Source organism: Geodermatophilus sp. DSM 45219 (assembly GCF_900104025.1).
In the GTDB taxonomy this organism is placed as follows: Bacteria; Actinomycetota; Actinomycetes; order Mycobacteriales; family Geodermatophilaceae; genus Geodermatophilus.
Genome location: NZ_FNIQ01000004.1, coordinates 510,274 through 523,495 on the forward strand (window position 1 = coordinate 510,274; position 13,222 = coordinate 523,495).

Sequence of the window (13,222 nt, forward strand, 5' to 3'; positions counted from 1 at the left end):
TGCGGCTGGGTGATCACCCGGTGCGCGAGTGGCCGGAGGGCCGCTCGTCGGGGACCACGGGAGCCGGCGGACCGGCGACGGCGTCACGGCTCCAGTCGGCGCTCGTCCCCGGTCCGCCACTCGAGCACGATGATGCTGGCGTCGTCCTGCAGGTGGTCGGCCTGGTGGGCCAGGACGTGCCGCATCAGCCGCCGCACGGTCTCCGGGGCGGGGTCCCCGGCGGCGCTGGCGCGGTGCACGAAGTCGGCCAGCCGCTCCTCGCCGAAGAACTCGCCCGCCGGCGACCGCGCCTCGACGATGCCGTCGGTGTAGAGGATGACGCGGTCGCCGGGGCGCAGCTGGGTCTCGCATACGTCGGGCTTGCGCAGCTGCAGGCCGAGCGGGGGGTGCGGCTTGCACGGACCGGGGACGAGCAGCCCGCCGTCGCGGACGATCAGCGGGTGGGGGTGACCCGCGTTGACCCACCGCAGCTGGCCGGTGTCCAGGTGCAGGCGCGCGATGGCCGCGGTGGCGAACCGGCTGCCGCTGAACTCGCCGGCGATCACGTCGTTCACCGCCGCGGCGACGTCCGGCAGGTCGCGCATCTCGCGGCGGGCGTGGCGGTAGGCGCCCACCGCGGTGGAGGCCAGGACGGCGGCCGGCAGCCCGTGGCCGACGGCGTCCAGCACCATGAGGTCGACGGTGGGCCCGTTGACCGCGTAGTCGAACGTGTCGCCACCGATGTCGTAGGCCGGCTCCAGCGCGCCGGAGATCACGACCCGGTCGGAGGCGAAGGTCAGCGGCGGCAGCAGATCCCACTGGATCTCGGCGGCCAGGCTCATGGTCCGCCGCCGGCGCAACTGGGCGAAGATGTCGGTGTAGTTGTCGTTGACGACGACGAGTTCGGCGACGAGCCCGACAAGCGCCCGCATCTCGTCCTCGACGGTCGCCGTGGCCGTGTCGACGACGATCTCCACGACCCCCAGCCGCTCGACGCCGTCCAGCAGCGGCACCCACAGGCGCCTGGTCCGCGAGTGCGCCGGCGACCACACCACCTCCACCTGACGGAACGCCCGTCCGGCCAGCGAACCCTCGACACTCAGCTCCTGCCGGGGTGGCACGCCCTCGCCACGGAGCGGCTGCAGCAGCACCTGCTCGTAGTCGACGAGGTAGATGACGATCTCGCGGGCACCCAGCCTCCGCCCGTGCGCGGCGACGACGGCGGAGAGCTGGTCGGGCGCGAGCAGGTGGACGTCGCGCAGCAACGCCCGCAGCGGGTCACCGGTCCCGGCGAGGTCAGGGGAGGACACGACCGGGTCCGGTGCCCAGAACGCCCGGGTCCACACCGGCCGGGCGCCGGTGGCCCGGTGCCGGGATCGGGAACAGCAGCGGCCGTCGGTGCGCTGACCACGGGGTGAGTGTCGCGTCTGCTGCCACCGTGTCCTTCGACGACCGCTTCGCCCGGGAGCTGCCGGAGATGGCGGTGTCCTGGCAGGCCGACGAGGCGCCGGACCCGCGCCTGCTCGTGCTGAACGACGGGCTGGCCACCGAGCTCGGCCTCGACCCCGCCTCGCTGCGCAGCCCCGAGGGCGTGCGAATGCTGGTCGGCACCGCCGTCCCCGGCGGTGCGAAGCCGGTGGCGCAGGCCTACGCCGGGCACCAGTTCGGCGGCTTCGTCCCACGGCTCGGCGACGGCCGGGCGCTGCTGCTCGGCGAGCTGGTGGACGCCGAGGGCCGGCCGCGCGACCTGCACCTCAAGGGGTCGGGCCGCACACCGTTCTCCCGCGGCGGCGACGGGCTGGCCGCGGTCGGTCCGATGCTGCGCGAGTACGTGATCAGCGAGGCCATGCACGCCCTGGGCATCCCGACCACCCGCTCCCTCGCCGTGGTGGCGACCGGCCGCGCCGTGCGCCGGGAGACCCTGCTGCCCGGCGCCGTGCTGGCCCGCGTCGCGAGCAGCCACCTGCGCGTCGGCAGCTTCCAGTACGCCGCGGCCACGGGGGACGTCGACCTGCTGCGCCGCCTCGCCGACCACGCGATCGCCCGGCACCACTCACAGGCCGCCGACGCCGACAACCGGTACCTGGCGCTGTTCGAGGCCGTCGTCGCGGCGCAGGCGTCGCTCGTGGCGCGGTGGGTGCTCGTCGGCTTCGTGCACGGGGTGATGAACACCGACAACACGACGATCTCCGGCGAGACGATCGACTACGGTCCCTGCGCGTTCATGGAGGGCTACGACCCGGCGACGGTCTACAGCTCGATCGACCACGGCGGGCGCTACGCCTACGGCAACCAGCCGATCGTCATGGAGTGGAACCTCGCGCGGTTCGCCGAGGCGCTGCTGCCGCTGCTCGCCGAGGACCAGGAGCAGGCCGTCGCCCTCGCGGTGGAGGCGCTCGGCCGGTTCCGCCCGGAGTACAACGCGGCCTGGACGGCGGGCATGCGCGCCAAGCTCGGCCTGCCCGAGGGCCTGGACGACGAGGTCGCCGCGTCGCTCGTCGACGACCTGCTGACGCTGATGGCGCAGAGCCGCGTCGACCTCACCAGCTTCTTCCGCTCCCTCGGCACCGCTGCCCGGGGGGACGCCGAGCCCGCCCGGCTCGTGGTGCTGGACCTCGCGGCGTTCGACGGCTGGCTGGAGCGGTGGCGGGCACTGGCACCGGACGCCGAGGTGATGGACCGGACCAACCCCGTCTACGTCCCGCGCAACCAGCTGGTCGAGGAGGCGCTCGACGCCGCGACCGCCGGCGACCTGGCCCCGTTCGAGCGCCTGCTGGAGGTCGTGGCCCGGCCCTTCGACGAGCGGCCCGGTCTGGAGCGCTACACGACCCCGGCCCCGGAGGGCGCCGGCCCGTACCGCACCTTCTGCGGCACCTGAGGCACGCCGCCCGCTGCGGTGGCGCACGACCGCGCCGGGGGCGACGGCACCTCCGGCGGGATCTCCCCGGAGGTGCCGTCGGCCCGTTCAGGAGGCGCAGGCTCCGGCTACCCGTGGTCCGCCACGGTCACCGCGCGAGGCCCGTGCCGACCGGTCAGCCGTGGCGGTGGCCGTGGCCGCCGTTCCTGCCGTGGTCCTTCTTGCCGTGGTCCTTCTTGCCGTGGTCGTCCTCGTCGTGGTCGTCGGCGTCGGCGTCGACCTCGTCCAGCTCACCGCACGCGACGGGGAGCTCGGCCTCCAGGGGCGCGCCCAGCGCGGTGATCGGCTCGGCGTCGTACGTCCCGTCGTCGTCCAGGTCCTCGCCGTGGATGACGATGTGCAGGTCGTCGAGCTCGTCGAGGACGTCGTCCGGCACGTCGAGGAGGACGCGCTGGTAGCTCAGCGTGCCGTCCTCGTCCGCCACGGGCGCACGGTCGAGGGCGAGCCCGGAGTCCGCACTCGTGTCACCCTCCGCGCTGAAGGTGACCAGGATCGGGCCGTAGGCCGGCAGCCCGTCGGCGGTCTCGATCAGCCGGTCGTCCACCCCGCCGGCCCTGAACCGCGGGCCGGGGCACTCGTTCTCCGCCTCCAGCTCGCCGTGGATGTGCATGAGGTGCGGCAGCAGCGGGCTGAGCCCCCAGGCCTCCACCTCCACCTTGAGCTCGCCGTCCACCTCGACCAGCTCCGCATGGCCGTTCACGTCGGACCCGCTGTCGGCCTTCGGGTGGTGGGGCACGGGGTCCAGGCGGGCCTGGTACGTCGCGGCGTCCCACCCGTCGTCGTACTGGCGGTCCGATCCGAGCGCCGGGGTGGCGAGGGCCGGCAGCAGGGCCGCGCCGGCCAGGACGCTGAAGAGTGCTCGATTGCGCATGGTGTTCCTCTCGGGAGGCGGTCGGCCGAGCCACCACGGCTCGACGACGCCTCCTGTTCGGGCCCAGGTGAGGCGCGGTTCAGCCGCTCGGGTCCCCTGACCTGGGTTCCTGCTGCGGTGCGGCGTGTCCGCGCTGGATGTGACGTGGGCGACAGCAGGGCGTGGGGTCGCCCCGTGTGGCCGGAGCTCCGCGGCCGTTTGCCAGGTCAGCAACGATCCTTGCCGTCGGATGACTCGCGGTCGCACAGTCGTCGTGGAGGTGGTCACGGTGACCGGAGAGCTGGGGAACGGGTACGACGTCGTGGTGGTCGGCGGGGGCGCGGCCGGGCTGAACGGGGCGCTGGTGCTGGCGCGCTCGCGGCGCTCCGTCGTGGTGCTGGACGCGGGTGCCCCGCGGAACGCGCCCGCGGCGGGCGTGCACGGGCTGCTCGCCCGCGAGGGCATGCGACCCGGTGAGCTGCTGGAGCGCGGGCGGGCCGAGGTCCGCTCCTACGGCGGCCAGGTGGTGGACGGCGAGGTCGCCACGGTCGCGCGGGACGGCGACGGGTTCACGGTCGGGCTGGCCGACGGGCGCAGCACGCGCGCGCGGCGGCTGCTGGTGACCACCGGGCTGGTCGACGAGCTGCCCGACGTCCCCGGGCTGCGCGAGCGGTGGGGCCGCGACGTGCTGCACTGCCCGTACTGCCACGGCTGGGAGGTGCGCGACCGGGCGATCGGCGTGCTGGCCAACGGTCCCATGGCGGTGCACCAGGCGCTGCTGTTCCGCCAGCTCAGCCCCGACGTCACCCTGTTCGCCCACACCCACCCGGCGCCGGCCGGTGAGCAGGCCGAGCAGCTCGCCGCCCTCGGGATCCCGGTGGTGACCGGCGAGGTGGCGTCGCTGGTGGTCGACGGCGACCGCGTCACCGGCGTGCGGCTGGCCGACGGCACGGTGGTGGCCCGCGAGGCGGTCGCCGTCCAGTCGCGCATGGTCGCCCGCGCCGGCTTCCTCGCCGGCCTCGGGCTCGACCCCCTGCCGCACCCCTCGGGGATGGGCGAGCACCTGCCCGCCGACCCCACCGGGCGCACCGCCGTCCCCGGCGTGTGGGTCGCCGGCAACGTCACCGACCTGTCCGCCCAGGTGGGCGCCGCCGCCGCGGCCGGCGCGACGGCCGGCGCCCAGGTCAACTACGACCTCGTGGTCGAGGACACCGCCCGCGCCGTCGCCGCCGCACGCGAGCCGGTGGAGGTCTGAGCGACGGATGGGGCCGACCAGGAATGTCCGGTCGCCGTCCCGCCTTGCCCCCTGACATCCGGCCAGCGTGGGCCGCTCGCACACCGCCTGACCGACAGGGACACCCGTGACAGACCTGCAGGACCGCGCCGCTCCGGCGACGCTCGTACCGACGACCGCGGACGCGCCGCCCAACCGGGCACTGCTCGCCCTCCTCCTCGGCGCCTTCGTCGCCGTGGGGCCGCTGACCATCGACATGTACCTCCCGGCGCTGCCGACCATCACCGCGGAGCTGGAGACGACGTCGGCGATGGTCCAGCTGACCCTCACCGGCACGCTCGTCGGCCTGGCCATCGGGCAGCTGGTCCTCGGGCCGCTGTCCGACGCGTTCGGCCGGCGCGGTCCGCTGCTGGCCGGCACGGCGCTGTACGTGGTGGCGTCCCTGCTCGTCCTGGTCGCCCCGACCATCGAGGTCCTCGGCGTGCTGCGCGTGCTCCAGGGCGTGGGCACGGCGGCCGGTGCGGTGGTCGCCATGGCGATCGTGCGCGACCTGTTCACCGGACGGGCCGCGGCCACCATGCTGTCGCGGCTGTTCCTCGTGCTCGGGGCCGCGCCGGTGCTGGCGCCGACCCTCGGCGGGGAGCTGCTGCGGTTCACCAGCTGGCGCGGCATCTTCGCCGTCCTCGCGGTCTACGGCCTGCTGCTGCTCGCCGTGGGCTGGTTCTTCCTGCGCGAGACGCTGCCGCCGGCCCGCCGCAGCACCGCCGGCCTCGGCGGCACGCTGCGCACCTACCGGCGGCTGCTGCGCGACCGCACGCTCGTCGGCCTGGTGCTGGTCGCCGGGCTGACCATGGCCGGGCTGTTCAGCTACGTCTCCGGCTCCTCCTTCGTCTTCCAGCGCCAGTTCGGCCTCGACGAGCAGGAGTTCGGCATGCTGTTCGGCGCCGGTGCCGTCTGGCTGATCGCCGCGACCCAGCTCAACCCGGTCGTGCTCCGGCGCTGGGCCCCGGCCCAGGTGCTCGTCGCGGGCGTCGTGGGCGGTGCGCTCTCGGGCGCGGTCATGCTGGTGCTCGCCCTGACCGGCACCGGCGGCCTGCCGGGCGTCGTCGTCCCGCTGTGGGCCATGCTCTTCGCCTCCGGCCTGGCGCTGCCCAACGCGCCGGCCCTGGCGCTGTCCCGGCACGGCGACTCCGCCGGCGCGGCCGCGGCGCTGCTGGGCGCGGTCCAGTTCGGCGTCGGCGCCGCGGTCTCCCCGGTCGTCGGGCTGCTGGGCAACGACGCGGCGGCGATGGGCACGGTCATCCTCGTCGCCCTGTCGCTGGCCATCGTGGTGCTGGTGGCCGTCGTCCGGCCGTGGCAGCTGACCGACGTCGAGGAGCCGGCGCCGGCCCGCTGACCGGACGGGCCGGGCCTGCCCGAGCGGCCGGTTGACGACCGGCGGGTCCGGCGGCCACGGTCGCCGGGTGAGCGACAGCCGGGGAGTCCTCGACCGCCGCGGGCTGGGCGTGCTGACGGCCAGCCACGTCGTCGACGACCTCTACCAGGGAGCAGTGCCCGCGCTGCTGCCCTTCCTGGTGCTGGAGCGGGGGTACACCTACGCGGCCGCGACCGGCATCACCCTGGCCGCCACGGTCCTGTCGTCGGTGGTGCAGCCGGCGTTCGGCGTCCTGGTCGACCGGCGGCCGCTGCCCTGGCTGACCCCTGTCGGGCTGCTGGTGGCCGGCGTCGGCATCGGGCTGGCCGGGGTCGGCGGCTCCTACTGGTGGACCTGGGCGGCGGTGGCCCTCTCCGGCCTCGGCGTGGCCGCCTACCACCCGGCCGCGGCCCGGGCGGCCCGCGCCGCCGCGGGTGCCTCCGCGCAGGGGATGAGCTGGTTCGCCGTCGGCGGCAACGCCGGACTGGCCCTGGGGCCGGTCGTGGTCACCCCGGTGCTGCTGGCCTACGGCGTGGCCGGGACGCCGCTGCTCGCCCTGCCGGCGCTGGTCATGGCCGCCGTCCTGCTGGCCCTCGGCCGGCGGGCCCGCAGCCGTCCGCGACCGGCAGGCGGGGGAGGGGGTGCCTCCCTCCGGGACGACGACTGGCGGTCGTTCGGCTGGCTCGCCGGGCTCGTGGTGATCCGCTCGGTCCTCTACTTCGGGGTGTCGTCGCTGGTGGCGCTGTACGTCATCGACCGCTTCGGCGTTACGGCCTCGGCCGGCTCCGCGGCGCTGACCACGTTCCTCGCGGTCGGGGCACTGGGCACCTTCGCCGGCGGCTGGCTGGCCGACCGGTGGGGCCGGGTCCCGGCGATCCGGCTCGGCTACGCCGTCGCCGTCCCCGGTCTGGTGCTGCTCGTCGCCGCGCCGTCCTGGCCGGTGGCCCTGGCCGCCGCCGTCCTGCTGGGTGTCGGGCTCTACCTGCCCTTCTCCGTGCAGACGACGCTGGGGCAGGAGTACCTGCCGAACCGGATCGGCACCGCCTCCGGCGTCACCCTGGGCCTGGCCGTGTCGGCCGGTGGCGCCGCGACGCCGCTGTTCGGGCTGCTGGCCGACGCGCACGGCCTGGTGTGGTCGCTGGCGGCGCTCCTGCCGCTGCCCCTGCTCGCCCTGCTCATCACCCTGCGGCTGCCGCCCGGCCTGGTCAGCACGCCGGCCCGCCGGGACGAGCGCCGGGAGTCCCCGCCGGAGCACGCTTCCCGGCACCGCTGAGGTCGAGCGTGGAGGGAGTTCAGTCATCGTCGATCGCGGCGGGGCGAGCCGGTGACGTCGACCCGGCTACAGGGGGGCGAGCGCACATCGTCCGGCGATAGACCGAGAACTGTCGTACCCCGAACGTATGTTCGGGTCGTGGCGGTGGTGGCAGAGCAGCAGACCCCTCTGGAGGGGCTGTTGGTCGACTGGTTGGTCGACCAGCCGCTGCTGGGTGCCCGCCTCCCGGTGTCGATGCTGACCCGAGCGCAGAAGGCCGCCGAGCTGCAGCGGGTGATCTCCGCCCGGGCGATGGCGGCGGCGTACGAGGCCGAGCTGGTGCTGGGGCTGGCCGACGACAGCCCCGACACGTTGGATCCGCCGCCCGGGCATCCGGGTGCGCGGAAGGGGTCGTGGGCTGCGGACACCGAGCTGCCCGGGGTGAGTGAGTTCTTCCCGGCCGAGCTGGCGGTGGTGCTCAACTGCGGGCGGGGCACCGCCGCGCACCTGGCGCACCGCGCGTGGGTGTACCGGGAGAGCCTGCCGGCCACCTGGGCCGCCCTGTCCGACGGTGTGCTGGACGAGGCGCGGGCCAAGGTGCTGGTCGACGTGCTGGCGCACACCTCCCCGGCGATCGCCCGGGTGATCGAGTCCCGGCTGCTGCCCGAGGCGGCCGGCCTGTCGACCGGCCGGCTGCGGGCCCGGGCGCTGGCGCTGCTGCTGGAGCTCGACGCCGCCGCGGTCGACAAGCGGCGCACGGACGCGCGCCGGCAGGCCGACGTGCGCTCCTACGCCTCGCACCTGGAGGGCATGTCCACGCTGGCCGCGGACCTGCCGACGCCGGTGTCCGAGGAGTGCTTCTCGATGGTCGACCAGCTGGCCGCCCTGCTCAAGGCCGACGGCGATCCCCGCCCGATCGGCGAGCTGCGCGCGGAGGTGCTGGCGGACCTGATCCGCCGGCCGTGGGACACCAGCCGACCGGCGGTCACCGCACGGCTGGACATCACCGCGGACCTGGCGAGCCTGGCCGGGCGCTCCGGCGCCGCGGGTGAGGTGAACGGACAGCCGATCACTGCCGCCCACCTCCGTGAGCTGCTGGAAGAACTGGGCGCCCTGGGGCTGCGGGCGCCGCAGCATGGGTCGCTGGCGTTCGCGCTCACCGACGCCGAGGGCCGGCTGCTGGCCACGGCCACGCCGGCGCAGCTGGCCCGCTTGGTCCGCCGCGGCTGCCGGGACCACCCCGACCGCGACTGCGGCTGCCCCGTATTGGGCGCGCCGCCGGCCACCGAGGCCTACACGCCCACCGCCGCCCAGGACGCCTTCGTCAGCACCCGCGACCGCGCCTGCCGCTTCCCGAACTGCGGGCAACGGGTCGGCTGGACCGACCGCGACCACGTCCTCCCGCACGCCGACGGCGGCGAGACCGACTGCGCCAACCTGTGCTGCCTGTGCCGCTCCCACCACCGGCTCAAGACCTTCGCCCGCGGCTGGCGGTTCACCATGACCCCCGACGGCACCCTGACCGTCACCACCCCCTCCGGGGTCACCCGCACCACCCGACCACCCGGCACGCGCGCCCGGGTACCGGAACCGCCGCAGACCACCGGCTCCCCGCCGACGCGGGCCGCCCCGGACGACGAGCCACCCTTCTGACCCCCGGCTCGACGATGCGCGGAACGAACGGCGCACCGCTGTCGGTCCTGGAGTGCGGGCGCCCTGTCGACGGGGCCGCTCGCCTCGGAGTCCGCCCGTGTGACCCACCCGAGAGCGGCGACTGGCCAGCCCATCACGGGTTCCGGAACCGGCGCGAGCCGCAGTCGCCTGATCGAGTGACCACGGCGGTCACCCGGAGCGAGGGCCGGAGGTCGCCCCTAGCTTCCGGCTCATGACCTCCCCGAAGCGCCGCCTGCTGGGTCCCGTCCTCGCCGGGCTCACCGTCCTCGCCGCGGCCACCGCGTGCGCCGAGCAGCCGGCGGGGGGCGAGGCCGCGGCGCCGTCCTCGTCGAGCACGGCGCCGTCGTCCAGCGAGGCGCCCGAGGAGCTCAGCACCCAGGACGAGCTCGCCGCGGGGCTGCTGCCGGCCGACGCGTTCGGGCCCGAGGCCAACGTCGTCACCGTCGACGTCCGCCAGGTGGCCACCGGCGCGGCCGGCGGGCTGCCGCAGGGCGCGACCGTGACGCCGCCGGAGTGCGGTCAGAACCTGGGTGCCACGACGGTCACGCCGGAGGACTTCGGCGCCATCGTGGCCCAGACGGCGACCGCCCCGGACGCCGTCACCGTGGAGGTCCTGGCCGAGGCCGAGCAGCCGCAGGAGGCCGGGCCGCGGTTCGACCAGCTGGTCGAGCAGTGCCCGAAGGTGACCGTCGAGGCCCCCGACGGCACCACCATCACCGTCGACTTCGCGCTCCTGGAGGTCCCCGAGCTGGGCGACGCGAGCGGCGGGGTGCGCCTCACCACCGCCGTGTCGGCGCCCGACGGCACGCAGCTGACCGTGCCCTCGCTCCTGGCGGTCGCCACCGACGGTCCGCGGACGGTGTTCCTGCAGCGCACCGGCACCGGCTCCGAGCCGCTCGACGAGGCCGCCTTCACCGACCTCCTCGAGCAGGCGTTCCGGACCCAGCAGGACGCCTGACCGCGTCGTGGACGCCGCGCGGAAGCGGACCACCGCGGCCCGCGTGCACCTCGTGGCCTTCGCCGCCTGGGTCGGCACCTGGGTCGTCAGCGTGGTCGCGGCCGGCGGCCGGACGACGATCGTGGCCGACACGCCGCCGGAGTACGTGGCCCTGGCCGTGCTCTTCGCCAGCTGCGTCGTCACCGTCACCAGCGCCGTGGTCGCCCGGCTGGACGTCGGCGGGACACGCGCGACCACCGGGCCGCTCATGGCGACCGCCGCGATGCTCGGCCTGATGCTCCCCTCCGCGGTGCGGCGCATCGGCGGGCCGCGCGGGGAGCGGCCGGAGGGGCGCGACCACCCGACGGGGTGAGCGCTCCCGGGCCAGCGGGCCTGGGCGTGCCATCGTCCCTGCGTGCTCGTCGTCCTGGCCGTCGTCGCCCTGGTTCCCGGCGCGGCCGCGGGGGTGCTGGTCAACCGGGCCGCCGGCCGCTTCCCGTGGCCGGCCGGGACGAGTGCTCGCGAGCTGGTGGCGCCCGGGCCGGTCGCCGTCCGGCCGCCGGTGGTCGAGGCGCTGACCGCGCTGCTCGCCGTCCTCACCGTGCTGCGGTTCGGTGCCTCCTGGGAGCTGCCCGCCTTCCTGCTCCTGGTCGTGGCCGGTGTGCTGCTGACCGTCGTCGACCTGCGGCACCGGCTGCTGCCCAACCGGGTCGTGCTGCCCGCGCTGGTCGCCGGTGCGGCGCTCCTGCTCGTGCCTGCCGTGGCCGGCGGCGCGTGGGACGCGCTGCTGCGGGCGGTGCTCGGCGCGGCGACGCTGTTCGCGGTGTACCTGGCGCTGGCGCTGGTCTCGCCGGGGGGACTCGGCATGGGTGACGTCAAGCTCGCCGCGCTCCTGGGGCTGTACCTGGGCTGGCTCGGCTGGCCGGTGGTCGTCCTCGGCGCGCTGGCCGGCTTCGTCGTCCAGGCGGTGGTCGCGCTGGCCCTGCTGGCCACCCGGCGGATCGGGCTGCGCGGCGAGCTGCCGTTCGGCCCGGCCATGCTCGCCGGCGCCGCCCTGGTGATCGGCGGGACCGCGCTGCTGCCCTGAGGCGGTCACCGCGAGTGACGGCGGCGGTGGGCGTTCACCCGGGCGGGCGGACGGTGTCGGCCGACCGGGTGGACGGGGCTCAAGCGGGCAAGCCGATCTCTCGACACCCCCTGGCAAGTGCTGCGACGCCGGGTCACCCCCGACCCGGACCGGTCGGCACCGTCCTCCAGGGAGTCCCCGTGCTGAACCTCGTCACCAACCCGCTCGCCACGGTCGTCACGCTCTACTCGTTCGTCGAGGAGCGCCTCAAGCGCGAGGAGAAGGGCGCGACCGCCGTCGAGTACGGCCTCATGGTCGGCCTGATCGCCGTCGTCATCATCGCCGCGGTCGTCCTGCTCGGGAAGAACCTCGACGCCCTGTTCGACACCATCGGCACCAAGCTGGGCTCCACCGCCACCACCGGCACCGGCACGACTCCCGCCACCTGAGCACTCGCATCTTCCACGGCGCAGCGGCCCCGTCCCCCCGGGGCCGCTGCGCCGCGCCGTACCCGGACGACTACTGCGGAGGAGGTGGGGGACAGATGCGCACCCGACTGCGCGACGAGCACGGCGCGAGCGCCGTCGAATTCGCGATGATCGTGCCGCTGCTGCTCGTCCTGGTGCTCGGCATCGCCGAGTTCGGGCACGCGTTCCAGGTGCAGGGCACGCTGTCCGCCGCCGCCCGCGAGGGTGCCCGTGTCATGGCCCTGCAGAACGACCCGGCCGCGGCGCGCAGGGCCGTCCGCGATGCCAGCCCCACGCTCGACCCCCTGGTCGCCAACGCGCAGATCACCGTCACGCCGCAGACCGGCTGCCCGACGTCCAGCACGACGACCCAGAACGTACGGGTGACCGTCGCCTACCCGATGCCGTTCCTCACCGACTTCTTCGGCGCGCGCATCGACCTGACCGGGACGGGGGTCATGCGGTGCAACGGCTGACCTCCCGGATCCGGCGGCGGCTGGCCGGGGAGCACGGCGCCGCGGCGGTGCTCCTGGCCCTGCTGCTGGTGCCGATCCTCGGGTTCACCGCGATCGCGGTCGACGTCGGCGCGCTCTACGCGGAGCGCACCCGGTTGCAGACCGCGGCCGATGCCGCGGCCCTCGCCGTCGCCCGTGACTGCGCCCGTGGCGCCTGCGGCGACATGCGGGCCACGGCGCAGGGCATGGTCGACGCCAACCTCGGCGACGCCTCCGCCGCCCCGCCGGTGCTCGCCAGCGACCCGCTCCGCGTGACCGTCACCGGCAGCACGCCCACCGAGCACTGGTTCGCACCGGTCATCGGCCACGAGTCGACGCAGGTGAGGGCGACCGCGACCGTCGCCTGGGGCGCGCCCGACGCCGGGACGGCGATGCTGCCGCTGATCTTCTCCTGGTGCGAGTTCAAGGCCCAGACCGGCGGCGGCCTGCCCTCGACCACCACCGAGCGCACCATCGAGCTGCCGAAGAAGTCCGACACCGGGTGCACCGGGCCCTCCGACATGTTCGTGCCCGGCGGCTTCGGCTGGCTGACCACCGACGGTGGCGGCACCACCTGCCGGGCCACGAGCCGGGTCGGCGGCCGGTTCACCTCCGAGCCGGGCAACAACCCGTCCCGGGGCTGCGAGACCGACGACGTGGCCGCGCTGGTGGGCCGCACCGTGCTGCTGCCGATCTTCGACGAGGCGGGCGGCACCGGCAGCAGCGCCTGGTACCACGTCTACGGCTACGCCGCGTTCACGATCACCGCGTACCACTTCGGCGGCCAGTACGACGCCGGCAAGCCGTGCAAGGGCGAGGACCGCTGCATCCGCGGCTACTTCACCCGCTTCGTCGACGCCGGCAACTCCTTCTCCTACGGCCCTGGTGCGCCCTCCCTGGGCGCCTGGGTCCTCCGACTCGTCCGATAGGGGCCCCTC

The 13,222-nt window shown here is 75.3% G+C and carries 13 protein-coding genes; 11 read left to right on the forward strand and 2 right to left on the reverse strand.

The window, feature by feature from the left end; translation table 11 throughout:
* Positions 1-83: 83 nt before the first annotated feature.
* A complete protein-coding gene (locus BLR12_RS15360) occupies positions 84-1,289 on the reverse strand; it encodes a PP2C family protein-serine/threonine phosphatase (protein ID WP_091380046.1) in 1,206 nt (401 codons plus the stop codon).
* Between the two features lie 128 nt (positions 1,290-1,417).
* Between BLR12_RS15360 and BLR12_RS15365 the strand changes: the two genes are divergently transcribed.
* Positions 1,418-2,857 (forward strand): protein adenylyltransferase SelO, encoded by a 1,440-nt coding sequence (locus BLR12_RS15365; RefSeq protein WP_255363527.1) that lies wholly within the window; start codon positions 1,418-1,420, stop codon positions 2,855-2,857.
* Between the two features lie 154 nt (positions 2,858-3,011).
* Here BLR12_RS15365 and BLR12_RS15370 read toward each other — a convergent pair whose 3' ends face one another.
* Positions 3,012-3,767 (reverse strand): hypothetical protein, encoded by a 756-nt coding sequence (locus BLR12_RS15370; protein ID WP_091379692.1) that lies wholly within the window; start codon positions 3,765-3,767, stop codon positions 3,012-3,014.
* Between the two features lie 268 nt (positions 3,768-4,035).
* Here BLR12_RS15370 and BLR12_RS15375 point away from each other — a divergent pair, with 268 nt between their 5' ends.
* The 10 genes from BLR12_RS15375 (at position 4,036) to BLR12_RS15420 (ending at position 13,213) form a co-directional block, all read left to right on the forward strand.
* Complete coding sequence (locus BLR12_RS15375) at positions 4,036-5,001, forward strand: NAD(P)/FAD-dependent oxidoreductase (RefSeq protein WP_176832536.1); 966 nt, start codon at positions 4,036-4,038, stop codon at positions 4,999-5,001.
* A 106-nt stretch (positions 5,002-5,107) separates the two neighbouring features.
* Positions 5,108-6,376, forward strand: a complete 1,269-nt coding sequence (locus BLR12_RS15380; protein ID WP_176832537.1) for a multidrug effflux MFS transporter — start codon at positions 5,108-5,110, stop codon at positions 6,374-6,376.
* A gap of 67 nt (positions 6,377-6,443) precedes the next feature.
* Positions 6,444-7,667, forward strand: coding sequence for an MFS transporter (locus BLR12_RS15385; RefSeq protein ID WP_091379698.1), 1,224 nt, complete (start codon positions 6,444-6,446; stop codon positions 7,665-7,667).
* 138 nt (positions 7,668-7,805) lie between these two features.
* Complete coding sequence (locus tag BLR12_RS15390; RefSeq protein WP_255363529.1) at positions 7,806-9,299, forward strand: HNH endonuclease signature motif containing protein; 1,494 nt, start codon at positions 7,806-7,808, stop codon at positions 9,297-9,299.
* A 232-nt stretch (positions 9,300-9,531) separates the two neighbouring features.
* Positions 9,532-10,278: a hypothetical protein gene (locus BLR12_RS15395; RefSeq protein ID WP_091379701.1), complete on the forward strand. Its 747-nt coding sequence runs from the start codon at positions 9,532-9,534 to the stop codon at positions 10,276-10,278.
* Positions 10,279-10,285: 7 nt separating this feature from the next.
* A complete protein-coding gene (locus BLR12_RS15400; RefSeq protein ID WP_091379703.1) occupies positions 10,286-10,630 on the forward strand; it encodes a hypothetical protein in 345 nt (114 codons plus the stop codon).
* A gap of 42 nt (positions 10,631-10,672) precedes the next feature.
* Positions 10,673-11,344, forward strand: a complete 672-nt coding sequence (locus BLR12_RS15405) for a prepilin peptidase (RefSeq protein WP_091379706.1) — start codon at positions 10,673-10,675, stop codon at positions 11,342-11,344.
* A gap of 179 nt (positions 11,345-11,523) precedes the next feature.
* Entirely contained in the window at positions 11,524-11,772 is a 249-nt protein-coding gene (locus BLR12_RS15410; RefSeq protein ID WP_091379709.1) for a Flp family type IVb pilin, read from the forward strand.
* Between the two features lie 95 nt (positions 11,773-11,867).
* A complete protein-coding gene (locus BLR12_RS15415; RefSeq protein WP_091379712.1) occupies positions 11,868-12,266 on the forward strand; it encodes a TadE/TadG family type IV pilus assembly protein in 399 nt (132 codons plus the stop codon).
* Positions 12,254-13,213 carry a pilus assembly protein TadG-related protein gene (locus BLR12_RS15420; RefSeq protein ID WP_255363530.1) on the forward strand — a complete coding sequence of 320 codons (960 nt, stop codon included), beginning with the start codon at positions 12,254-12,256 and terminating at the stop codon, positions 13,211-13,213. Before BLR12_RS15415 ends, BLR12_RS15420 begins: the two co-directional genes overlap by 13 nt.
* Positions 13,214-13,222: the final 9 nt, after the last annotated feature.

Coding starts and splice junctions, on each gene's coding strand:
- BLR12_RS15415 (WP_091379712.1), top strand. CDS start 11,868: ATGCGCACCCGACTGCGCGACGAGCACGGCGCGAGCGCCGTCGAATTC.
- BLR12_RS15370 (WP_091379692.1), bottom strand. CDS start 3,767: ATGCGCAATCGAGCACTCTTCAGCGTCCTGGCCGGCGCGGCCCTGCTG.
- BLR12_RS15395 (WP_091379701.1), top strand. CDS start 9,532: ATGACCTCCCCGAAGCGCCGCCTGCTGGGTCCCGTCCTCGCCGGGCTC.